Genomic DNA, 23,858 nt, shown 5'->3' on the forward strand with positions numbered 1-23,858 from the left:
TTCATTCAAAGATTATGCCTGAATGTTTAAGATTCTTCGGTACAAATAATCAGCAATAGATAGGTCGTTTTTTGATTTATGAAAGAGATCTAATATATGAGGCATTTAGTATGAAAAGGTAACTTTATCTTATTTTAATATCTAAAAATTAGCTGAGTAGTTGAATCATGTCTCGTTTAGTTCTGAGTGGAGCTATTTTAAGTACAAGTCTGCTGATGAGTGGATGTCAGCCACCGGCTTCGGGTGAAGCAGCAGGTTTGAGTTATCCATATTTATATTGGCAGTTATATAAGACGCCTTTAACAAAAAATTTAAATGTGCCAGTACAAGGTGTAAGTCATAAGCACATACAGGACACTTGGGGGGCTGCACGTGGTCAGGGCCGAAAACATCAAGGTATTGATATCTTCGCTAAACGCGGAACACCTGTCTTAAGTGCTACATCAGGCATTGTCTTGGATGTTGGTATCAATAGTCTAGGTGGACAAGTGGTATGGGTAATGGGACCAAACTTAAGCCGTCACTACTATGCACATTTAGATGCTTATGCACCTAATATTCAAACGGGTGATTGGGTTGAAGTAGGAGAAGTATTGGGTTATGTCGGGAACACTGGCAATGCCAAGAATACGCCACCACATTTGCACTATGGAATTTATAGGACTGGAAAAGGAGCTGTGAATCCTTATCCGTATTTAACTTTAAATGCGTTGAAATAACCGAGCTTTGATCTACCGCTGTAAAAGTTCGAATGCGTCCATTGTATTGGTCATAGATGGCTCATCAATTGGGTTCTTTTCTTATTCTTAAACCGTACATTTGTAATATTTAAAAGTAAGTTAAGAATATCACTACGTATTTAACATGGACGGCCCTCTATAACGGAACCTACAACTCTTTTTCGATTTCCTTCTATGTGAAGGATTAAAAGGCCTCTTTTTTAGTTGTTGGATTGGAGGTGGATGTCGTACGAGTAAAGTAAAATAGTTGCAATGTTCCTAAACCGAGGACTCCCGCAGCAAGCATAAACTGAAAGTGATATGACCAACCCAAATGCTGCAAGGTACTAAAACTTAAGCCACCGACCAGCTGGACCGTTGCAAAGCTAAGTGTCGCCATACTCCATAGTTTTTTATAGGCCAAGCCGTAGAGTTGTAAGATGGTGTAGGAGGTGAGAAAGACCACCGCAGGGTTCAGTAGTCCTGTGAGAAATGAAGACAGGAGTGTAAATACAGGCGAAAAACTCAGAACCGCAATAAAAACTGCCACAATATAGACACTGTATAAAATCTTTAAAGCCAGAAAGTTGCCAAATTTACGTGCTAAAGCATAAGCTGTCGCTGCACCCAAAGCGCTGCCTAAGCCATATAAAATCCAGTTAAAATTGATCCAATATAAATTTAGCGTTAAAACATGACTTAAATAATCAATCCAAAACAAAGAATGGGGAATATAGGCAAAGGCGCTGCAGGCATAAACAATGAGTAAACTATAGTAAATTTTATTCACTGTATGAGTTTGGGGCTGGCTTGTGGGGATACTGTGTAGTTGCTTTTGGAAAGGGCGAACCAGTATCCATAATAACCATGTAATGACAAATGCAAAGCCACAGAGAATGAACCATGCGCTACTGATTGCAATACGGTCTAAATACGGCATAAACAGCGTGGCTGCCAATACACCAATTCCTATTCCGCTAAATCCAATTAGATTAATTTTAAAACGGTGCTGTAACTCACTGCACTGCGCCACAATACTGGGTGATAGAATCATCAGCAAACCACCACCGATACCTGAAATGATGCGCCACACCAAATACCAGACTTCATTAAAATGCGCAAATGCACAGGCAAACAGGCTGATTGAACCAAAGAGCGCAGCAAAAATGATATAGATCGGCATTTTTGCATTTTGTGGCAACTTCATTGCCCAAAATGCTCCGATCAGATAGCCCAGCAGATTGGCACTACCGAGTAGACTGGCGAAATTGTGTGACCATTCATAGGCTTCGCGTGTGGACGGCAGTAGCGCGGTATAAGAAAAACGTAAGATGCCAATTCCCAAGCACATACTCAGGCAGAGAAAGAGACTCAGTTGTACGGTGCTTGAGAACGTCCTGTTCATCATAATTTGACTATTTGTTTAAAAAACACACTTGAACTATAAGATGAAATTTACAATAAAACAATCGGGTGATGTCCACCTTTAGTCGAGCGGAGTAAAGGCGCAGTCAATTTAATCAGTATCTTTGAGTTGATTGATATCCACTGCATCACCAATGGTATAAAAATGCCCGCCTGCAACATGATGGATACTTTTCCATTCATCTGCGGCTTCATGGTAGTACCAATGGCCATCTCTAAAAACACGATCATCTGCATAAGCGGCAATGACTTTGCCAATAAACAAGTCATGCTGCTGCTGATTATGCGGTTCAGGAATGAGTTCACACAGAATCCATGCACTACAGCCTTCAACCACTGGAATTGGGCTGTGACCAAACTGAAAAAGTTCGACCCCACACTGACGTAACTTTTCAGGTGCATCATATTGACTGATCATGCCCAGTGCGTAGACCATTTTCAGCTGTTTAAGTGTAGGGACTTGCAGCGCAAACAAACCCGATTTTTCAATAATACTGCGGGTTTTTGTCGATTTATCGAGTACGACCGTCACTTTGGCTGGGCTAAACTCTAGGGCGCATGCCCAAGCCGCGGCCATGACATCGGTGCTTTCATCATCTTGACTGGAAACCAGCACGGTTGGGCCGTGGTTGAGTAGCCGATATGCTTTTTCTAAAGGGACGGGCAGAATGTGAGGATTAAGCAGAGATTGATTCATATAAAAGAACACTTTAACAGCCGTTTAAATGCTTTATACCACATTCTAAAACTGCCAATTCAGTCTAAATTTGTACATTCAGCGTGGAATATGGCGCAAAACAGTAAGCCCGTTTAAATTTTGATTTATAATTATGACAGCATCATTTAGGGAAACAATATGAATATCCCCTTAATCGTCAATGTCATCATTTTTATTGCATTGCTTTTTTTACTGGGCCGAACCCGTAAAACCGATTGGAGTTTAGCGAAGAAGGTACTGGCAGGTCTCTGTCTCGGTATTGTTTTTGGTCTCGCTTTACATGGGTTTTATGGTACGCATTCGCCTGTACTGCAAGAGTCGGTACAGTGGTTTAATTTGGTCGGTAAAGGCTATGTCAAACTACTACAAATGGTGGTGATGCCTTTGGTATTTGTTTCCATTTTAGGCGCTGTGATTAAGCTGCACGATGCGGGTTCATTGGGTAAAATTAGTTTTATCAGTATTGGGACTTTGTTATTTACCACCGCGATTGCTGCATTTGTCGGTGTGGTGGTGACCAATCTGTTCGGCTTAACCGCGGCAGGTTTGGTACAAGGCACACAAGAAACTGAACGTTTAAATACGATTCAAACTGACTATGTCGGGCAAGTTGCTGACTTGCAAGTACCTGATTTATTTCTGTCATTTATTCCGAGCAATCCTTTTGCCGAGCTGACAGGGGCACATCCAACCTCAATTATCAGTGTAGTCATTTTTGCAGTGTTTTTAGGCATTGCAGGTTTGAACCTAATGAAAGCGGATGCTGATAAAGGACAAAAGCTGTTGTCTGCAATTGACATCTTGCAAGCGTGGGTCATGAAGTTGGTGCGTCTAATTATGATGCTCACTCCTTATGGTGTGTTCGCACTCATGACCAATATTGTGGCCAACTCTAAAATGGCGGACATCTTAAACTTAGGTGGCTTCTTGGTTGCGTCTTATATCGGCTTGGCGATTATGTTTATCGTGCACGCCGTGATTTTGGCGCTCACAGGTATGAACCCAATTCAGTTCTTTAAAAAGGTTTGGCCTGTGCTGACCTTTGCATTTACCAGCCGTTCAAGTGCTGCCAGTATTCCTTTAAATATTGAAGCGCAAACACGACGTCTGGGCGTACCTGAGTCAATTGCCAGCTTTTCAGCATCATTTGGTACGACCATTGGGCAAAACGGCTGTGCAGGGCTGTATCCTGCGATGTTGGCTGTTATGGTTGCACCGACAGTGGGCATTAATCCACTCGATCCGCTTTGGATTTTGACTTTGGTTTGTGTCGTGACCTTGAGCTCGATTGGGGTGGCAGGTGTAGGTGGTGGAGCAACATTTGCAGCACTGATTGTCCTGCCGATGCTGGGCTTGCCTGTGACTTTGGTTGCACTGCTTATTTCAATTGAACCTTTAATTGATATGGGGCGTACAGCTTTGAATGTGAATGGTTCTATGACAGCAGGTGTTGTGACCAGCCAAGTCTTAGGTCAAACCGATAAGCGTATTTTTGAGCAAGATAATGTGGACTTAAAAGAAGTCTAAGCTGAGAAATATATAGCTTATGAACTGAAAAGAAGCCTATCTTAATGATTAGGCTTCTTTTTATTGGGCGTGTATCCATAAATGACTAAAAACTGTATCTATTTTTTTGCGCAGTTTTTTGCAAAATAAAGCTTCAATTTAGGAGAAAAACGATGAAAATGTATCAAGTCGATGCCTTTACAACTGAATTATTCAAAGGTAATCCTGCCGCTGTGATTGTACGTGATGAATGGTTAGCAGTAGATTTGATGCAGAATATTGCTTTGGAAAATAATTTGGCAGAAACGGCTTTTGTGAAAGTCATTGATGCTGAAAACTATGAAATTCGCTGGTTTACCCCTCAGGTTGAAGTGGACTTTTGTGGGCACGCGACTTTAGCCAGTAGTTTCGTCCTGTTTCGGGATTATACCGATGCTAAACGTATCCAGTTTCATGTGAAAGACTTGGGTGTTTTTATCATTGATCAAGATGTTGACGGCAAGATTCATATGAATTTTCCAATTCGTGCACCGCAAAAGTTAGAAGACTATCCTGCGGAAATTCATGAATTGGTCGATTGTGAAATTAAAGAAGTCTATTTAAATCCACAGGCTTATATTTTAGTGTGTGAGTCTGAGCAGGCCGTTAAGGATGCCAAACCGAACTTAGATAAAATTCGTCAACTGGCAGAAAAGCATAAAGTCAGTACTGCGATTACTGCTGAAAACTTGGATGTTACCCTGACCTCAACGTCTCAAGACTATGACTATATCGCGCGTTATTTCGCACCGCATAAAGGCATCAATGAAGACCCTGTGACAGGCTCCATGCATACAGGTCTTGCACCACTATGGGCGGAGAAGTTGGGTAAAACCTCATTGATTGCCTATCAGGCATCGAGCCGTGGTGGATTACTGTACTGTGATATTCAGTCTGAAACGCGGATCCAAATTTCTGGCTATGCCAAGTTATATATGACAGCTGAACTTTACTTAGCTTAAGTTGTAATTCTCTTAAATTAAAACTGCTGGTGAAAAATAAGCATTGATTAAAATGCTATTTTTCACCAAATTACTATAAAAATAATTTCACTTTCCTCTATGATGTTGAGAATCATTCATATTTTGTCGAATTATTTGGAAAAATAATGTTAATGCGTTTTAAAACATTGAGTTTGTCGGTATTGCTACTTGGCTTTGGGGGCACAGTATGGGCACAACCCGTATTGGTAAAATCGGAACAGAAAATTGAAGAATATAAATTAGATAACGGTTTACGTATTATTCTTGCGCCAAACGATAAAGAAAATAAAGTGTATATGAACATGGTCTATTTGACTGGTTCATTGAACGACCCAAAAGGTAAGGGCGGTTTAGCGCACCTATTGGAACACTTAGCGTTCAAGGGGACTAAAAATGTTCCAGGGGATGAGTTTCAACGCCGTTTAGATCAATACGGTTTAATGAATAATGCCAGCACGGACTATTATTCAACCAAATATATTAATGTGGTTCGTCCTGAACAAAATGCAATTAATGAGCTAATTCATCTTGAAGCAGAGCGTATGGACGGTTTGGTGCTCCAAGAAAAATATGTACCATCTGAAATCGCGATTGTAAAACGCGAGCGTGAAGTCCGTATGGATCAGCCTTTTTCAGTGCTCATGGATCAGATGTGGAAGTCCGCTTATGGTAATCAATATTTAGGGCGTTTACCGATTGGTGATTTAAATGAGTTACAGTCAATCAAAATGGCTGAGCTGAATAAGTTTTATCGTGACTGGTATGCACCGAATAATGCGGTGTTTGTCATTTCGGGCAAGTTTGACCAAGCTGCTGTACTGAAGCAGATAGATGAAAAGTTTAGTGCGATTAAAGCGCGTGCTGTGCCTGCGAAAGTCAAAGTGCCTGTCTTAGATGCCAGTAAGATTAAAGATCGTCAGTTTGTGGTGAAAAAGGGCAGTAACTTAGCCAAATATAATATCTACCTGAATGGTAAAAACGAGAACATTAAGACCGCGTTGGCGGTGTCACCGTATTTATACACCATGCAACCCAGTGGGCATTTGTACCAAAGCATTGTAGAAACGGGAACGGCGACAGCTGTTCAGTCGACCACATGGTTAGACCAAGATTTTAATATGGTGTTTATGGGCGCAGTTTATGCCCCCAACCATGATGTAAAGAAAGTCGAGTCGGCTTTGGTTACTGGTGTAGAAAAAACACCAAGCTTCAATGAGGTTGAGCTCAACCGTGTGAAGAGCATGATTAAAAATGCCCAAGAAAGCATGTTCAGCAGTGCAACGGCAGTCGGTGGCATGCTCAGTGACTATGTGGTTTCTGCCAATGGTGATTGGACACAATACTTTAAAGATCAGCAACAATTACAACAGCTCAGCGTTACTGATGTGAACCAACGTTTAGATGACTTTTTAGTGCCTGAGCATCGTATTTCAGGCACTATTTTACCGACCCCAGAAGATCAGAAAAAAGCACTTGAACAAGCGGCAGCAGCGACCCCAGCAAAAACTTTAGACCAACAAGCCGTTGCTGAAGAACCATTGAAAGATATCAGTGCGTATAAGGCAGAAGTGGCTGGATATGTAAAAAGCTCAAAGCAATATTTAGAAAGTGCTGAAAAACAAATTCAGCGTGGCAAGTTAAAAAATGGCATGCAATATGCGCTGTACCCAAGTAGCACGCGTGATGATAAGACTTATGCCACCATTTCGATTGATTTTGGTACTGCAGAAAGTTTGTTTAATAAAGCAGAGTTGTTAGATCTGACTTCTTATTTATTGCTCAGAGCATCAACTCAATATAGTTTGCAAGATATTGCCGATCATTCGATTGATGCGGGTGGTGGAGCAAGTGCCTCAAGTAATGGCAATGGGATTAATATTTCAATCGTGGCCAAGAAAGAAAAGTTTGATGAATTTTTTAACTTCGTGATCGATGTACTTAAAAATCCAACCTTTGAACAAAGCCAGTTTGATTTGATTAAGTCACAAAGCTTAGCAAGTCTAGACCGACCCTATACAGAACCTGAAACTGTAGCAGCTTTAACCATTGCTCGTTTACTTGAAACTTATCCAATTGGGGATATTCGACATCACTTCGAGCCTGAATATGTCAAGAAGCAGTATCAGGCCGCAACACAAGGACAGGTGAAACAGCTGTATCAGCAGTTCTTTGCGATGAATCAAGCACAAATTTCGGTAACGGGCGTGATTGATACGAAAAAGATGAAAAAGACTTTAAATCAGGCTTTTGCAAACTGGAATTCGGCAGCGCCTTATCAGCGGATTACTTCTGACTTTACTGCATATAAAGCGCAGCGTGTACATGCACTGTCAGAGCAGCGTGAGTTTGGTAGCTATCAGAGCATTATGACGTTCCCTGTGGGTACATACCACCCAGATGCACCTGCTTTACAGGTACTCGAGCACATTTTAGGTGAGTCACAGTTATCTTCTCGTTTGGCACAAGAGCTACGTGAAAAGAATGCCTTGGTCTATGGTTTTGGTAGTAGTATTTCGCTGGATGACTGGACGGAGTCAGGAGCGCTGACGATTGATGCGAACTATAGCGCAGGCAAATCGGCTCAAGTGTCTCAAGCGGTGTATAAAGTGTTGAATGAGTTACTGGCAAAAGGCGTTACTGAACAGGAAGTGGAAGCTGCCAAGGCTGATATTTTGAAAAAGCGTGTGACTGCACTTGAAGATAGTCGCAATATCCATCGCATGTTGATTCCTCAAATGAAGCGTAATCGTACTTTACTGGATCGCGAACAGCGTGATTTAGCATTAGCAAAAATTAGTAAAGCCGATGTTGATGCGGTGATTCAGAAGTATATTAAGCTGGATCAGTTGGTTGAAGTGATGGCTGACCAATATGGCAAAGCGCAACCAGCGCTGAAAAAGTAAAGATTTCAGTTTTCATTTAAAAGAACCCCTCAAAATTGAGGGGTTCTTTTTGTTATAGTTTTATAGAAATTAGTTTTCTTATTTTTTCAATTAAAGCCGATAAAACTGTTTGGCATTGTGATGGAATACGCGTTTTAAAGCATCAGGGTCATAGGCTGCGACGACATCGCTAAAGGCATCGATAATATTCACCAACGATGTACTGACCGAATCCATCGGAAAGTTAGAGGCAAACATCACCCGATAGGTGCCAAAACAGGCGAGGGCATGTGTAATCATGGGATGTGCAAGGTCAAAGGCTTCTTGTTTGGACGCCAGTCGGTCTTCTTTATGAAAACGATGTCCTAATACAGGCATGAAGAGTCCTGACATTTTGGTATAGACGTTTGGACAGCTTGCAAGCTCAGCTAAGTCGTCTTTCCAACGAAAGAAAATATTTTCCCGCGCCGTTTGTGTCATCCCTGTATTTGCACCAATTGGACCAAATAAACCTGCGGGTGTACCCAAATGATCCAGCACAATGGAAGTTTCAGGGAACTGCTTGGCCAGATAAATCACATCTTCAAGCTGTGTCGAATAAACCCAAGCATCAAAACTCAAGTTATATTGGGACAGCACTTCGAAGCCTTTGAGAAATTTTTTATTACGATATAACTGTGGCTCATCTGTCCACGAATGGATTGCTTTGTCTTCATGAAAAGACGCCATTTTACGAATACCACGAAAGTGTGGTGAAGCTTTATGGTGTAATTTTAGGATTTTTTTAAAGTTACGATCACGTGGGTCAGCTGTTGCGACAATGCCACCCAATTTGACGGTATCCGCCCCAAAAGCTAAAGACTCGATAAACTGAGTTTCCTCAACCACACCTTTACCTTTGCTGTGATGCCAACTGGCTTCAACATGTACCACTTGCTCTACTGTGTATGGGCCAGTATCGCGTTTATAGTCTTGGGGCAAATACGGACGTGTAATATGACGGGTTAGACCGATGGTTTCAATCAGGTCTTTAGGTTTCACCAAACGAACCATTTTGTCCAAAAACTTAGGATGCTTGCCCAATAATTTGACTGCCAAAGCCGCTGCATGTGGCGTGTTATAGGGGTCCCACTGATGGATGTGTGGATCGATGAGTGCAAAGTCCAAATGCTGCATGTTCTTCCCTAAGTCATATTCCTTAGCGATTACCTTACTGTAAATTGAGATGCTGCAACATTGTATTTCGTTTCAAATACGACGAAATAAAAAAAGCCTGCGCAAGGCAGGCTTGGATTGATCAGTGATCGTGTTTGTGGTCATGCTTGTTGGCATGAAATTCTTCGTTATGACGGAAACGAAGGTAGTTCTCAAACTGTTCACAGTATTCGTCATAGTTGTCTTCAAGCATCATTTGGAACTGTTGCAAAATATAAGACATCACTTGCTCTTTGGCATCACGCATTTCATCGCCATCTTTAAAGTTGTTGGCTGCCACCCACGTGTTAAAACGGGCTGTACCAAACAACATCGCAGCACTCACTTGGCCACGTATTTCAGCAGGTTTCACTTGTGAACCTTTTTCAGTGCGACAAAAATCGTTGGCTTGCTTAATAAATTCATCTGCACGTTCAAAAAAAGCAGCATTCAACGCTTCTTCTTCGGTTACATCTGTTGCTTTAATCTTCTGAACCATGAACTTGTCCTAAAATACATAAATAACTCAGACTGCATTATAGGCAAAGCCTTGCAGAAACTAAACCTTTGCCTTAATCTAAAAATAGCCTAAGCAATAAAATAGAGAATATCCATGCAAGACGCGATTGCGGTACAAAGTTTAAAAAGTGATATTGCCTTATTGCGTCAAAACATTTGGCCACCACAAAATTTAACCAATGTTGAAGGCTTACCAATCTATTACGGCACGAAAGCGGAAGTCGAGGACTACTACCGCCAGTGGACGGGTTTGATTGAGCGGGCGCAAGACTTGTTCCAACCCTTTATGGAAGATGAGGTACTGGATGCAATTCATTTACCCAGTCATTTGAACTTACCGCTGTTTTATTTTCACGTCGATCGTATTCGGATTAATAAGACCCGCGCCAAAGAGTCTAAAAGTTTTCGTGGTATTGCAAGTCTAATCGAAAAATGTGGGCAGTTTGAACCAGAACAGGTGCACGCTATGCGCGCTTGGTTGGACAGCGATGATAATGCCGCCTTGGTTGCGCATAGGGAGTTTATTGATCTCAGAACCTACGTCTTTCAACACGGACAGAGTGAATATACCCGTACCCGATTTTATGTAAATGGTATCGTGTTAAGTACTGAAGCACACTTTGAACTGGTCGATGCACGAGACAAACCACGTAAGCAGCGCAGTGATAGCTATAACGACCCCTTAGCAGATAACAATACGTGGAAAGTGTACGGAAAGTATCGTTAACTTAGGTGTAGACAGGGAATTCACCTATAGAAGAACTTTTCGCTACAGATGGATATTTTGATTTAAAAAACTATTTCAACGGTTTGGTTTGACTAAACTGCATCATCTGTTGTTCAACCAATTTGAGCATTCTATTTTTTTCCGCGGCGATCCATCCTGTGGCAAAACTATAAGCGGCTTCTGGTTCAGGGGCTTGTTGAAACAAGGCATCTGCAACCACCAAATCATTATAGTGCCCTAGGCTTTCCTGAACTGCTTTGAGTTTTTTTAAATAGGTTTTTAATGCTTTTGCATCGAGTAAAGACGCCACAAACTCAATGCTATAACGCAGTTGTTTGACTTGTTTACGAATACGGTGTTTTTCCTCATCTTCAAGCTGGCTAAAGTGCTCGGCATGTGCGCATATTTTATGGTGTAAAGCCTGTATCACTTTGAGTGCATGCTTTTTCAGTTTGGTTTTTGAAGGCGAATCTAGTTCTTGCTCTGTAAATAAAATCAATTCAAGCCAAAGTTGCGTCGTTTCTGCTCGTTGGAACAGGGCACAGACATCAGTGATGGCTTCTGTACTTGGAGCAAGATGGTCTAAAGGATAACCAGCCTCAATAAGTTGAGGGAGTAAGTCTTCGTTCAGGGCATCAGTGTCACGTGTTCCACCTAAGGCTTGAAAAATAGTGGTGAGTTCCGCTTTCCAGTGTGGTTGAATGGCGTCCGACCATGCAGCAAAACTTTTCAGTGCGGTACGTAAGCGGCGGATTGCCACGCGGGCTTGGTGGACATGCTCAGTGGAGTACTGCTGTCGAGCAATTGAACTGGCATTGGGAAGTAAGTGCTGTAAGCAATTGGCTACTATGCTTTGTAGAGCCTCAACTTCGCTTGAGCTTCTGTTCAGTACAAGAGGTGTTTGATACTGCGCAGAAAAGGAACTTTGCTGACGAACAGCTAGAAGGCCATAGTCAGATTTACTGTGTGTGTCTAGACTCAGTTGGTATTTTTGAACCCAAGGTTGTATAAATGCGATTAAATCTTCTATCGATCCTTGTTTTAATTCAAATTCGATCTCGAAAATATCAACACTGTTTTGTTCTTTAAAAATTTTTCCAATATCAAGTGCAATTTCAACTGTACTATTTCCAACATCCTGCAAAATGCGTAAACGTTGGATGTAGGTTTCAAAGAGCAATTCAATGGTTGGAAGTGGAAGCCCCAAAGCGCATTTCAATTTTTTATAGACAGTAGGATAAGCTTCATAGTTATCTAACTCGAGTATAGCCGTCTCAGGTGGCGCTATATCAAATTCAAGTTCAAAGCGACTCAATGCTTTTGCGGTATCTACTGCTTTGAAGGTTTGTTTCCATTCATCATTTTCCTGCCGACGTCGAATCGCGATGCAATGCTTAGCAAGTGTTTGATCCGCTGTATCAAAGTATTGGGCTGCTAAATGAATCGGCTCAGCCTTGAGCAGTGTAAAGGCTTTTTGGAAGGCCTTACGCTTCTTAACTGGAACTTGAAACTTAAATTCAATCTCTTGCATAGCCCTGACTCATGACAACCTACGTTTTACTATATGCTAAATTGAGCAAAAAAAGACCAGATTTGAATAGGTATAAGCTAAAAGAGCAGAAATAGTGTGCTAGATGTCACTTTTAAAACAATGCGGCGGAGTTTAAAAAGTATGCAGAGTTAATAAGTACAGGTAGTTACTTCGAAGTGATAATAAACCTACATTGAGTAGGAATGTATAGGCTTACTTTTTAAGAATAAAAATGAATATAAAGCCTGTATTGTTTTGATAATAGGCCGTTTTGTCACAGATAAATTAGTGGTTTGGAGATACCAATCACGATCTTCTATCGCAGTTTTGCGGCTTGTCAGGCTTTGTGGGGGACGATAGCAGTCATGTATTTAACATGACTGCTTTGGTATACAGTGCGTTATTTTAAGAATTTACGGCTAACTAAGAATTGTTCTGTCGCCTCTAAAAGTTTATCGGCATAGACTTCAAGCTTTGCCGTGAGCCAACCCAAAACAAACCAATCACTGGCTTCAAGTTCAGTCTGTTGAATATATGCAGCTGAAGTCGCCAAGATTTGATATTCATGTGCAGCTTGTTGGGCATCATTCAACGCTTTACTGTATTTCTGCAAATTTTTCACATCATAAATTGATGTTAAAATAGGAAAGCTAAACTTCAATTCCTTAATTTTCTGCGCCAATACATCTAAGCTTTCAAAGTGGCTAATATCTGCAGCATTTAAGCTTTCTTGTAGCTGTCGATATTGGTTTTGCAGGGTATTGTGTGCATAGGTTTTTAAATCCTGCTTTTGCACCTGATCATGTGAACTTAAACTAAAGGTCAATAATTCAAGATAATGATGGACGTTCTGCGTCGATTTAACTAAATTTCCAAGCTTTTCTTGAGCATATAAAATGTCTTTGGCAAGATTTTCTGTAGTGGTTGGATTCTGAAGAAAAGCGCCTAGGGTACTTTGCATATGCTGCAAATGTTGTAAATGATCAAACTGATGTTTGAATGCGGCAAGTTGCATCGCCCATTTATCAGAAATATTGCTATTCCAGTCCTTAAACAAAGCTAAGGTCAATTGTAAGTGCTCTAAAGCGGTTTGTGCCTGATCAATATGGCTTTGCTCAGCAACACTTGCTGAAATTGCAGCAATATTCGGCAGTAAATGCTGCATTTGCTGACCAATCAACAAACTCAGGTTATGTGCCGCACTTTCTTTTTTCGATAAGACAAACTCTTTTTCAAAACGTGCTGGACTTACGGTTTGCTCAAGTGCCAGTAGATTACCCATTTCGGCTTTGCTGCGGACATCTAACCACAGTTGATACTTCTTCACCCATTCAAAACTAAAGGCCAAAAGTGACTGAACAGAGCCTGATTTGAGTTCAAACTCTACCTCATGGATGGTCTGTTCTCGACCAGATGCACGAACCATACCAACATCCAAACAGACTTCAATTTCAGCGTCTTCAAACTGAATGACGCGATAGGTGCGTTGAATGTCCGTTTCAAAGGTTAGCTTTAACGCAGCCGCATCTGAGCCTAAAGCTTGGGTTAAAATTTGCTGAGCCTCTGGAATAGCTTCATAAATGCTTAAGTCCAGTTCAGGAGATGACTCTAACTCACCCAAATTATGATTATGTTCAAAACGGTGTAAATGACTTTTACCTGCGGCTTTGAGTGTTTGAATCCAGCTAATACCTTCAAGACGCTGACGCAAAGCTGCGCCGTGTTGGGCCAAGAGGCGATCAGGCGTGTCAAAATACTTGGCTTGAAGTTGAATCGTTTCAGATTTTTTAGGATCTAAAGCTTTAAGAAGGGCGGGACGTCGTGCTTCGCTAATCTGAAATTTTAATTCAATTTCAACCATGAAAAATTCCTAATTTGAGGGGCTAGGTCAGTGCCAAGCCTTTATGTATTTAGATGCATGATCTGTAGTTTGTTTTTATGTGCGCTAAAGGCACACCAATGACCACTGGATTGTAGCGAAAAAGAGACAGTATGTAAGACTTGACGACACAATAAAACAAAGTTGCAGCATGAGATTGATCAAAAACAATTCTGTTTTTAGTAGACACGCGCCCAGAGGCGATTGCACTTTGCAGATTGCATATTTTCAGTTATGTTGATAGAAAAACATCAGGATGATGACAGATGAATGCTCAGGTTGAACCAAAACAGGAACATGACGCTGAACCTAATTTTCAATTGCCGATTAAGGACTATCACCAGTTTTATCGTTTTTATCTAACAGAGCACCGCAACATCATGAGTCGTCGGCTACACGTCGCGGGCAGTTCAATTGGACTGTACTTTTTCTCTAAAGCCATACTTAAACGCAAGCCGCGTTATTTTATATACGGCTTAGTCTCTGGCTATGCCTGTGCGTGGGTAGGTCATTTTGTTTTTGAAAAAAATAAGCCAGCTAGTTTTAAACAACCTTTGTATAGTTTTATTTCTGACTGGCGCATGTTTTCCGATGTTTTACGTGGAAATTTAAGCTTACAAGATCGTGCTTTGGATAAAATACCAAGTTAGTGAAGCACTTTGTGGCGTCATCATGAAAGTTTTATTAAAAGCTTGAAATTAACAGTTGCAAAGTATGAGTTAATGTTCTAATAATGAGGTCGTTGATTATATTTTCATCAAATAATATATAAGTGCTTTGAACTTTAAAGTGCTTTTAGTTTTCCAAGCCTAGAGCGACCTTCTCTAGGCTTTTTTTATGTGGATTTTAAATAAAATATGCGGCTTTTTAGCTTTTATGATGTTGTTCAAACACCACTGGTTTAAAAAGCTAAAAAGCCGTATCAGATCGCTACGTGTCTCTTATTCTTGTTATAAAGTTGTTATTTTTATTTTATTCTTGTTGCTTTCTGTATCCATTAAACTGCGAAAGCGGTGGGGCGACTATCACTGAAAATAGGTATTTTTATATAGCCTGAGCTTAGTCGCGGGATTTTTGTACAAAGCAAAGCATTTTCAGTCCCAACTCATTAAAGCATCAGTCGCCTTTAGCTTTATAATAGAACAACATAACCCAAAGGTAGAGTTAAATGCGCGGTTTATATTTAATTACAAATGATGATCCTTTAGAGCTACTTTTGGCTAAATTAGAAGGTGCAATGGCAACACGTGAAGTTGCCATTTTGCAGTATCGCCGTAAAAAAGTACCCAAAGAAGAACAGGCTTACGAAGTTGAGTATATGAAAGCGATGTGCGCTGAGTATCGTGTTCCTTTTGTGATCAATGACGACTTAGAAATGGCAGTCAAATACGGCGTTGGTGTGCATTTAGGGCAAGGAGATGGCGAAGTTGCTGAAGCTGTCGCACGCCTGCCAAAAGATGCGGTGATTGGTCGTACATGTTTGAACTCGATTGAGCTGGCTGAAAAGGCGATTGCTGAAGGTGCGACATACGTCGCTTTTGGTGCAATTTATGCAACTGAGACCAAGCCAGAAGCTGGCAATATTGGCTTGCAGACTTTAAAAGAAGCCAAAGCCAAATTGAATGTGCCGATTTGTGCGATTGGTGGCTTAACAGTTGAAAATTCAGGTGAAGTGATCGATGCTGGTGCCGACCTTTGCGCAGTGATTAGTGATATATTAGGGCTATCAATGTCTGCGATTCCTGATCGTATAGAACAGTGGGCTGATTTATTTGCATCTAAAGCTTAAGCGTTTTTAGATGTTTTTTTATTTTTTGAGTTGAGTAACTTCATGAGCTTATCTCCAAAGCAAGAACAATTGTTTAAACAAGCAAGCAAACATATTCCGGGTGGTGTGAACTCACCTGTACGTGCATTTAATAGCGTAGGCGGAACGCCTGTCTTTATTGAAAAGGCGCAAGGTGCATACTTGTACGATGTGGATGGTAAGCGCTATGTAGACTATGTGGGCTCATGGGGACCAATGATTTTAGGTCATGCTCATCCTGAAATTATTAAAGCAGTTCAAAATGCTGCAGTGGATGGTTTAAGTTTCGGTGCACCTACCGTACATGAAACAACTTTAGCTGACATTATTTGCGAAATTATGCCGTCAATTGAGCTGGTTCGTATGACCAACTCAGGTACTGAAGCAACCATGACAGCCATTCGTCTTGCACGTGGTTATACAGGTCGTGACAAGATTGTAAAATTTGAAGGCTGTTACCACGGTCACTCAGATTCACTGCTAGTAAAAGCAGGCTCTGGCTTGCTAACCAGCGGCGAAGGTGAAGCGACTTCAGCCGGTGTTCCTGCCGATTTTGCCAAACACACACTTACTCTTCCATATAACGATATTGCTACTTTAAAAGAGTGCTTTGCTAAGTTTGGTTCAGAGATTGCAGGGGTGATTGTGGAGCCTGTGGCAGGGAACATGAATCTTGTGAAACCAATCGAAGGCTTCTTACAAGCGATTCGTGATGTATGTGATGAACATGGTTCTGTTTTTATCATTGATGAAGTGATGACTGGTTTCCGTGTTGGATTGGGTGGTGCGCAAGCTCACTATGGCGTGACTCCTGATTTAACCACCTTGGGTAAAATTATTGGTGCAGGCTTACCCGTGGGTGCTTTTGGTGGGAAACGAGAAGTGATGGAGTGTATTGCTCCACTGGGTAAAGTTTACCAAGCTGGAACACTGTCGGGGAATCCACTTGCAATGCGTGCAGGGATTGAGATGTTTAAACACCTGCGCCAAGATGGTTTTTATGACAGATTGACAGCGCAGCTAGAAAAACTGCTTGTGGGTTTACAAGCCGCGGCTGATGAAGCGGGTATTGCTTTTAAAACGCAACAAGTAGGCGGTATGTTTGGTTTGTACTTTACCGATCAAGAAGACATTACTAGCTTCGACTCGATGTTAAAGTGTGATATCGATGCATTCCGTAAGTTCTTCCATGGCATGTTAGACCGTGGTGTGAACCTTGCACCATCTGCATTTGAAGCTGGCTTTATTTCAGCTGCCCATTCTGATGAAGATATTGAATTTACGCTGCAAGCAGCGAAAGAAGTTTTTGCAAGTATGAAGTAAGTATTTGTCCTTGCTAAAAAAGCCCATCTCATTTGATGGGCTTTTTTATAGCATTTTAACTGTGGAATTCAATATGAAAATTAAGTACTACTTATTGTTGGTAGCTACTGAATTTATAGTTCATCAAACTTATCAATACATTTAAATAAAGCTGAGATATGTTAAGTTTATAATTGTGACTTGGGTCACAACTTGAAAGAATCGATTCTATTAAAAACAGGATTTATAAAAATAGTTAAATCAGTTGTTTATATTAATGTGGAAAAGAAAATAAAGATTAAATAAATTATGTTAAATAAGAATAAATGCTTTTAGTTACAATATGAAATATTAATTCCGACGCTTTTGCTTTGTTTATATAAGAATAAAAAACCCATATATTTTTAAATGATTTTGAAATAATTAATTGTCATCATTTATAGATAAAATAATATATTTGCATTTATATATTCTGAGGAGTATTTTATCAAATGGAAAAATAAACTTTAGTTTTAATGATAAATCTAATAATAAAGTGAGTCCATAATATGATTGAGTGGCTACAAGGTGAATTAAAACATAGTCCCGAAATTCTATTGTTTTTGTCATTGGCAATAGGTTTTTTGGATTGGTCAATTTCAATTTGGTAAGTTCCAATTTGGTGGTGTCGCTGGATCATTATTGGTTGCAGTGATTCTAAGTCTGATTGGTGTACCTGTTGACAATGGTGTGAAAGCCATTCTATTTGCATTATTTATTTATGCAGTTGGATTTGAAAGTGGTCCGCAATTTTTCAAATCTCTCGGACCTCAGTCGATTAAAGAAATTCTACTGGCTGCCTTTATGGCCATTTGCGGGCTTATCACCGTCCTCGCTATGGCAAAAATATTTGATCTAGACAAAGGTTTGGCTGCAGGCGGGATGACACAATCTGCAATTATTGGTACGGCAGGTGATGCTATCTCGCGCTTAGATTTGCCAATGGCAGAGATTCAACGACTGCAAGCCAATGTCGCAATTGGTTATGCTGTGACTTATATTTTTGGCTCTCTAGGTGCGATTATTATTTGTGTGAATATCTTGCCGAAATTTATGGGGCGAGAAATTCATGATGACGCACTTAAAGCACAGTCTGAGCGTTTAAAAGGTGCTTTTGAACTTGCACCGGGTCAGGAACTGGCGATGCCCGAAATTGTGGGACGGATTTATAAAGTTCAACAAGCGGCTGGTCAAACGATTGCAGAATTAGAAGCCCAAAAGTCAGGTATTACCATTGAGCGGCTTAAACGTAAAGATCAATTTATCGATGTATCCCCTGAAATTACTTTGCAAACGGATGATGTGGTTCTCATCGTTGGTCGCAGAGCAAGTGTCGTTTCTATTGCAGAGAATATTGGCTCCGAACTCCAATCTTCTCAGGGCATGGAAATGGTCATGGATACGACGGATGTCATTTTAAGAAACTCTAAATACATCAATCGAACACTAGGTGATGTCAAAGCCAATACGCCTGATTATCTTAAACATGGCATTTATGTGCTGGGCATTAAACGTCAGGACGAAACACAACTCTTAAGTGATGAAACCATCCTGCGTCAAGGCGATGTGGTGACCGTATACGGAAACAAAAGTGATCTTGAGCGTTTAGTCAAAGAAGCAGGTAAGGCCTTACCAGAAAGCTTAAAAACAGACTGGATCTTCCATGGTGCTGGTTTGGTGGTGGGCTTACTGATTGGCTTATTTGTTGTGCGTATCGGTGATGTTCCGCTGACGCTTGGTGCTGGCGGAGGTGCACTTTTATCAGGTCTATTGTTTGGTTGGCTACGTAGCCGAAATCAAGTTCATGGCAATATGCCTTTAGCAGCTTCGCAGTTACTTAAAGATTTAGGTCTTGCAGGTTTTGTGGCTGCGGTTGGTTTACAGTCAGGGTTACAAGCCATTCAAACCATTAAAGACAGTGGTTTATCACTATTTATGATTGGTGTAGTGGTCACGGTTGTGCCACTGATTCTCTCGATGCTTTTCGCGCGTTATGTCCTGCGTTATGACAATGTCGCAGTGATGGCTGGTGCTTTAACTGGTTCACGAAGTGCAAACCCTGCATTTGGTGGCGTGCTCGATAAAGCCGGCAATTCAATTCCTACGGTTCCCTTTGCAATTACCTATGCATTGGCCAATGTTTTTTTAACCTTGCTCGGTCCACTGATTGTGGGTTTAGCTTAAAAATTGATGTTTAACAATAAATCTTTAGCTTCACTATAATTAAAGGAGACTTCCCATGGGGAACGTTGATTACTCAAAATACGCAAAACTAAGCCCATTTGAATTAAAAGATAAACTGATTGCACTTGCAGAAAGTCGAACTGACCGTATGATGCTGAACGCAGGTCGAGGAAACCCAAACTTCCTTGCAACTGTTCCTCGTAGAGCTTTTTTCCAACTTGGTTTATTTTCTGCAACCGAATCTGAGTTTTCATTTTCTTATATGCCAGAAGGGCTCGGTGGTTTTCCACGACCTGTCGGTTTGCAATCTCGCTTTGATAACTTTGTACTCGAAAATCGTGATAAGCCAGGCGTAGTGTTTTTAGGAAAAGCGATTTCTTATGTCAGAGACCAGTTGGGCTTAGACCCAGATGCATTTTTACTGGAAATGGTTGAAGGTATTTTGGGCTGTAATTATCCTGTTCCAGATCGCATGTTGCGCTTGAGTGAAACCATCATTAAAGAGTATGTGTTACGCGAAATGGGCGTGCAGGGTATGCCAAAAGATGGCTTAGATCTGTTTGCCGTAGAGGGCGGAACAGCAGCCATGGCATATATCTTTAACTCGCTTAAAGAGAATAAAATTATTGCTAAGGGTGATCGAATTGCCATCGGCACCCCGATTTTTACCCCTTATTTAGAAATTCCAAAACTCAATGATTATCAGTTGGAAGAAGTATTGATTGAGGCGGATCCAAATCAGGGATGGCAATACCCAGAGTCAGAACTCCGTAAATTAGAAGATCCATCAATTAAAGCTTTCTTCTTGGTGAATCCAAGTAATCTACCTTCGGTCAAAATGAGTGATGAAGGCTTGGCGATTTTGGCTGATATTGTTAAAAAACGTCCTGATCTGATTATTTTGACCGATGATGTTTATGGAACATTTGCCGATAATTTCAAATCACTATTCGCCATTTGTCCAGACAACACCATTTTGGTTTATTCGTTCTCAAAATACTTTGGTGCGACAGGCTGGCGTCTAGGTGTCATCGCCACGACCAACAATAATATTTTGGATAAGAAGCTCACTGAACTCTCTAAAAAAGATAAAAAAGAACTAGAAGAGCGTTATTCATCGCTAACGACTGATCCATCAAGTATTAAGTTTATTGATCGTCTCGTGGCAGATAGTCGTAATGTCGCTCTAAATCACACCGCTGGACTGTCGACACCACAACAAGTTCAAATGGTTTTATTTGCGCTATTTAACTTAATGGATTCACGTCAAAGCTATAAAAAAGCGGTTAAATCTGTGGTTCGTGAGCGTGATGCAGCGCTGTATCGGCAACTGGGTGTTGATGTTCCTCAAGATCCAAATGCTGTCGATTACTATACGCTGGTGAATTTGGAAAATACTTCGCGGACGCTGTATGGTGATGAGTTTGCAGATTGGGTTATGAAAAATAAAAATCCAACCGAGTTGCTTTTCCGTGTAGCGGATGAAACGGGAGTGGTTTTACTTCCTGGGTCTGGTTTTGGTGTACAACATCCTTCTGCACGAGCGTCTTTGGCGAATCTGAATGAATTCCAATATGCAGCCATTGGTGATTCATTGCGACGTTTTGCGGAAGAGTCTTATCAAGAATATCTAAACTTTAAAAAGAAAAAATAAGCTTGAAAAGTATAGATTAATCTAGTTGTAAAAAAAGCCCATCTCATATGATGGGCTTTTTATATGATGGGTATTTTGAATAAAAAAATACTATATCTCAAATACTTTGTGTTAATTTTAGGAGTACATGAAAAAAATGAATAATTAAATAAGATGACTTATGATTTTAAATTTTCTTCGAAAGCCTATTCAGCTAAAACATTTTTTGATCTTTATACTATTGTCACCAATCATTATCGTTATTTTGAGTGTTATTGTTAATGTATTAGAACCAAGTGATGTACCGAGCTTAAAAGAAAAACCATATGAGTGTGGAAGTTTTGGCGATCAGAAAATGCGTATAGATCGACGATATTTATTTTTTGCAAGAGTTGAATATCAGGATGTAAATTATTGGGGCAAAGGTCACAAACAAGTTCATGACACAAAAGGATGTGATGATCAAATCCAAAGTGCCTCATTTAATGTGAAATGGCCTGAGATGCTACCTTCTAAAAATATATTTCAACTTTCTTCAAATAAGCTAAATGACATCACATTTTCTCTTCATCAACGCACAATTTGGACTGGTAGGCAAGAAGACAAAGATTTTTTTGACTCTGATCCAGTTCTGAAACTGTATTTAAGTCCAGATGGTGCTGACATGGAAATTAACGATGAAGAGATTAATAAAAATAAAGTATTTAATCCGGATCTAGGTCTTTATGAAATAAGTTTTGACAGAGTAGGAAATGTCACAAAAAAGGTTTTTTGGCAAGAGAAAAAGGGGAAAGGAGTCAGTTTAGTAATTAAATGTCTTTATTTTAATACTGGCGGAAGTGATTGTAAGTTAAGTAGTCATGTTCCAAATTATGGGTTTAATACAAGTTATTTAAATGTTTATTTTCATGCTGAATTACTTCCACACTGGAAAAATATTCAAAGGGATTCATTAAAATTTATTGATTCATTGCAGATAGAAGAGAATCAAGTAAATGCTTCCAAGTAAGAATATTGAAGTAGCATAAGAATTATTGAGTAGTAAGAAAACGCGATATAACGCAATCAAGCCTAAAATTTAAAGACTTCGAATAATGGTAAAAGTGGGGAGGAAGAATGGATAAATACTTACTGGTGGCCTTGGTGGTTGGTGCATGCATATTGCTGGTGATTTACACCCAACTTGCACCATCAGGTGGACAGAAAAATTTTAAGCAAATCGTACAGCAGGCATTTAGTCGTTATAAAGTGATCGAAAAAAACTACACCATTATGATTTGTGAGATCAACCATCGCAATGAGCCGGAAGAATTGGTCTTTATACGTATCGATCCTGCTCAAAAGAAAAATTTACGTATTTCAGGAAGAATGCTGATAGCGACCTATCCCAAAGCACCATCGGTACGTGAAATGCGTAAAGACTTTAAAGACTATATCACTTAACGTTTAGCGTCGACGAGAGCTACTACGGCTGCGTCCGCGAGCCATACCACCTAAAGCATTGAGTACAGCAAGCTTGGTCATACTGCCTGAAGCATGCGCATGACAGATGGCAGCAGCAAGAGCATCGGCTGCATCTTGCTGTGGTTTGATGCTCAGGTTTAGGAGTCTCATCACCATCATTTGTACTTGTTCTTTGTCCGCAGCACCATAACCGACCACCGACTGTTTAATCTGACGCGCGGTGTATTCTGCAACTTGTAAGTCAAGGTTGACCAGTGCAGCAATAGCAGCCCCGCGGGCTTGCCCCAGCTTCAGTGCGGAGTCAGGGTTTTGTGCCATAAATACTTGCTCAACTGCGGCTTCGGTTGGGCCATGAAATTTTACAATACGATCAATCCCTGCAAAAATACGTTTTAGCCGTTCAGGCATATCAGCAGCTTCGGTACGAATGGTGCCAGCATCGACAAAAATTAGTTTTTGACCTTCTTTTTGAATAATACCGTAGCCTGTGAGGCGAGAACCAGGGTCAATACCAATAATTAATGACATGCTTGCCCTTTAAAAAAAATAATATGCCCATATTGTTACATAAGCGTATCAAAAAAGCTTGATGTAGATTGAGCACTTGATTCTTGCACCTTATTCATTTTGTTGAGATTAGATTAATTTTCATGAAATTATTTCTTTTTATATTAGCTGGTGTCATTCTCGAAGTCTTCGTATGGATTGGCGTGGGTGACCTCGTTGGTAGCATGTGGTACGTGTTCTTCTGGTTTATTGCCGCTTTCTTTATTGGTATGAGCCTGATTCGTAAGTATTCAGCAGGTTTAATGCCACAAATGCAGCAAATGCAAGCGGGCCAGATGGGTGCAGATCCTGCATTAACAAACAATCTGCCAAAAATCATTGCGGGTTTTCTTTTATTGATTCCTGGCTTGGTGACAGATGTGGTTGCCGTGTTATTGCTTATTCCAGCAGTACAAAAAGCCATGACGGGCGCGCTGATGAACGTGATGATGAAACGTCAGCAAGCGATGATGGAAAAAATGATGGGTGGCATGATGGGGGATATGAATGGCATGGGCGGTGGTGCTCAAGGTCAAAACCCATTTGCAGATATCATGCGTCAGATGCAAGAAATGCAGCAACAGCAGGGCAGTTCAGCTTATCGTGACTCGAGTATTATTGATGGCGAAGCACGAGAAGTCACGCCAGATACGAAAAAAATTGAAATGAAAGATGTGAATAAATAATTTCATACCTAATTTTAAAGCCGAGTTCTAATTCGGCTTTTTTTATCTTTATGAAAATGTTTTAAGTGCTTATGA

General features: G+C 40.5%; 19 protein-coding genes and 1 pseudogene. 13 read left to right on the forward strand and 7 right to left on the reverse strand.

Features of this window, described 5'->3' with window-relative positions; genetic code table 11:
• Window positions 1-167 precede the first annotated feature (167 nt).
• Window positions 168-719, forward strand: coding sequence for a M23 family metallopeptidase (locus AXW61_RS04675; protein WP_062032807.1), 552 nt, complete (start codon window positions 168-170; stop codon window positions 717-719).
• 205 nt (window positions 720-924) lie between these two features.
• On the opposite strand, the gene AXW61_RS04680 is transcribed toward AXW61_RS04675, so the two are convergent.
• The gene (locus AXW61_RS04680; RefSeq protein ID WP_081408266.1) at window positions 925-2,127 is read right to left on the reverse strand and encodes a YbfB/YjiJ family MFS transporter; all 1,203 of its coding nucleotides are present in this window, start codon (window positions 2,125-2,127) and stop codon (window positions 925-927) included.
• Window positions 2,128-2,235: 108 nt separating this feature from the next.
• Window positions 2,236-2,841 (reverse strand): flavin reductase family protein, encoded by a 606-nt coding sequence (locus AXW61_RS04685; protein ID WP_005401102.1) that lies wholly within the window; start codon window positions 2,839-2,841, stop codon window positions 2,236-2,238.
• 159 nt (window positions 2,842-3,000) lie between these two features.
• Here AXW61_RS04685 and AXW61_RS04690 point away from each other — a divergent pair, with 159 nt between their 5' ends.
• The 3 genes from AXW61_RS04690 to AXW61_RS04700 all read left to right on the forward strand — a co-directional run bounded on the left by AXW61_RS04690 (window position 3,001) and on the right by AXW61_RS04700 (window position 8,293).
• Complete coding sequence (locus tag AXW61_RS04690; RefSeq protein WP_062032811.1) at window positions 3,001-4,389, forward strand: L-cystine transporter; 1,389 nt, start codon at window positions 3,001-3,003, stop codon at window positions 4,387-4,389.
• Between the two features lie 152 nt (window positions 4,390-4,541).
• A complete protein-coding gene (locus tag AXW61_RS04695; RefSeq protein WP_062032814.1) occupies window positions 4,542-5,369 on the forward strand; it encodes a PhzF family phenazine biosynthesis protein in 828 nt (275 codons plus the stop codon).
• 146 nt (window positions 5,370-5,515) lie between these two features.
• Window positions 5,516-8,293: a pitrilysin family protein gene (locus tag AXW61_RS04700; RefSeq protein WP_062032816.1), complete on the forward strand. Its 2,778-nt coding sequence runs from the start codon at window positions 5,516-5,518 to the stop codon at window positions 8,291-8,293.
• A 90-nt stretch (window positions 8,294-8,383) separates the two neighbouring features.
• Here AXW61_RS04700 and AXW61_RS04705 read toward each other — a convergent pair whose 3' ends face one another.
• Both AXW61_RS04705 and AXW61_RS04710 read right to left on the reverse strand, forming a co-directional pair.
• Window positions 8,384-9,448 (reverse strand): amidohydrolase family protein, encoded by a 1,065-nt coding sequence (locus AXW61_RS04705; RefSeq protein ID WP_062032819.1) that lies wholly within the window; start codon window positions 9,446-9,448, stop codon window positions 8,384-8,386.
• 121 nt (window positions 9,449-9,569) lie between these two features.
• Window positions 9,570-9,965, reverse strand: a complete 396-nt coding sequence (locus AXW61_RS04710; RefSeq protein WP_005401107.1) for a DUF3144 domain-containing protein — start codon at window positions 9,963-9,965, stop codon at window positions 9,570-9,572.
• Between the two features lie 114 nt (window positions 9,966-10,079).
• On the opposite strand from AXW61_RS04710, the gene AXW61_RS04715 reads away from it, so the two are divergent.
• Entirely contained in the window at window positions 10,080-10,712 is a 633-nt protein-coding gene (locus tag AXW61_RS04715; RefSeq protein ID WP_005401108.1) for a hypothetical protein, read from the forward strand.
• A 70-nt stretch (window positions 10,713-10,782) separates the two neighbouring features.
• Here AXW61_RS04715 and AXW61_RS04720 read toward each other — a convergent pair whose 3' ends face one another.
• Together AXW61_RS04720 and AXW61_RS04725 are read right to left on the reverse strand one after the other, a co-directional pair.
• Window positions 10,783-12,243 (reverse strand): CHAD domain-containing protein, encoded by a 1,461-nt coding sequence (locus AXW61_RS04720; RefSeq protein WP_062032821.1) that lies wholly within the window; start codon window positions 12,241-12,243, stop codon window positions 10,783-10,785.
• A gap of 400 nt (window positions 12,244-12,643) precedes the next feature.
• Window positions 12,644-14,104 (reverse strand): CYTH domain-containing protein, encoded by a 1,461-nt coding sequence (locus AXW61_RS04725; protein WP_062032824.1) that lies wholly within the window; start codon window positions 14,102-14,104, stop codon window positions 12,644-12,646.
• Window positions 14,105-14,388: 284 nt separating this feature from the next.
• Between AXW61_RS04725 and AXW61_RS04730 the strand changes: the two genes are divergently transcribed.
• From AXW61_RS04730 to AXW61_RS04760, 7 genes and pseudogenes are all read left to right on the forward strand, one after another.
• Window positions 14,389-14,772 (forward strand): DUF962 domain-containing protein, encoded by a 384-nt coding sequence (locus tag AXW61_RS04730; RefSeq protein WP_005401111.1) that lies wholly within the window; start codon window positions 14,389-14,391, stop codon window positions 14,770-14,772.
• A 518-nt stretch (window positions 14,773-15,290) separates the two neighbouring features.
• Window positions 15,291-15,911 (forward strand): thiamine phosphate synthase, encoded by a 621-nt coding sequence (gene thiE, locus AXW61_RS04735; RefSeq protein ID WP_062032828.1) that lies wholly within the window; start codon window positions 15,291-15,293, stop codon window positions 15,909-15,911.
• A 42-nt stretch (window positions 15,912-15,953) separates the two neighbouring features.
• A complete protein-coding gene (gene hemL / locus AXW61_RS04740) occupies window positions 15,954-17,252 on the forward strand; it encodes a glutamate-1-semialdehyde 2,1-aminomutase (protein WP_062032829.1) in 1,299 nt (432 codons plus the stop codon).
• 527 nt (window positions 17,253-17,779) lie between these two features.
• A pseudogene (gene aspT, locus AXW61_RS04745) lies at window positions 17,780-19,454 on the forward strand (aspartate-alanine antiporter).
• Between the two features lie 55 nt (window positions 19,455-19,509).
• Window positions 19,510-21,108, forward strand: coding sequence for a bifunctional aspartate transaminase/aspartate 4-decarboxylase (locus AXW61_RS04750; RefSeq protein ID WP_062032832.1), 1,599 nt, complete (start codon window positions 19,510-19,512; stop codon window positions 21,106-21,108).
• Window positions 21,109-21,268: 160 nt separating this feature from the next.
• A complete protein-coding gene (locus AXW61_RS04755) occupies window positions 21,269-22,096 on the forward strand; it encodes a hypothetical protein (protein WP_062032834.1) in 828 nt (275 codons plus the stop codon).
• A gap of 107 nt (window positions 22,097-22,203) precedes the next feature.
• Entirely contained in the window at window positions 22,204-22,530 is a 327-nt protein-coding gene (locus AXW61_RS04760; RefSeq protein ID WP_062032838.1) for a hypothetical protein, read from the forward strand.
• A gap of 3 nt (window positions 22,531-22,533) precedes the next feature.
• Here AXW61_RS04760 and ruvC read toward each other — a convergent pair whose 3' ends face one another.
• The gene (ruvC, locus tag AXW61_RS04765) at window positions 22,534-23,079 is read right to left on the reverse strand and encodes a crossover junction endodeoxyribonuclease RuvC (RefSeq protein WP_004984936.1); all 546 of its coding nucleotides are present in this window, start codon (window positions 23,077-23,079) and stop codon (window positions 22,534-22,536) included.
• A 122-nt stretch (window positions 23,080-23,201) separates the two neighbouring features.
• Between ruvC and AXW61_RS04770 the strand changes: the two genes are divergently transcribed.
• Complete coding sequence (locus AXW61_RS04770; RefSeq protein WP_058951838.1) at window positions 23,202-23,783, forward strand: FxsA family protein; 582 nt, start codon at window positions 23,202-23,204, stop codon at window positions 23,781-23,783.
• Window positions 23,784-23,858 lie beyond the last annotated feature (75 nt).

Source organism: Acinetobacter sp. BMW17 (genome assembly GCF_001592855.1).
GTDB lineage: Bacteria > Pseudomonadota > Gammaproteobacteria > Pseudomonadales > Moraxellaceae > Acinetobacter > Acinetobacter johnsonii.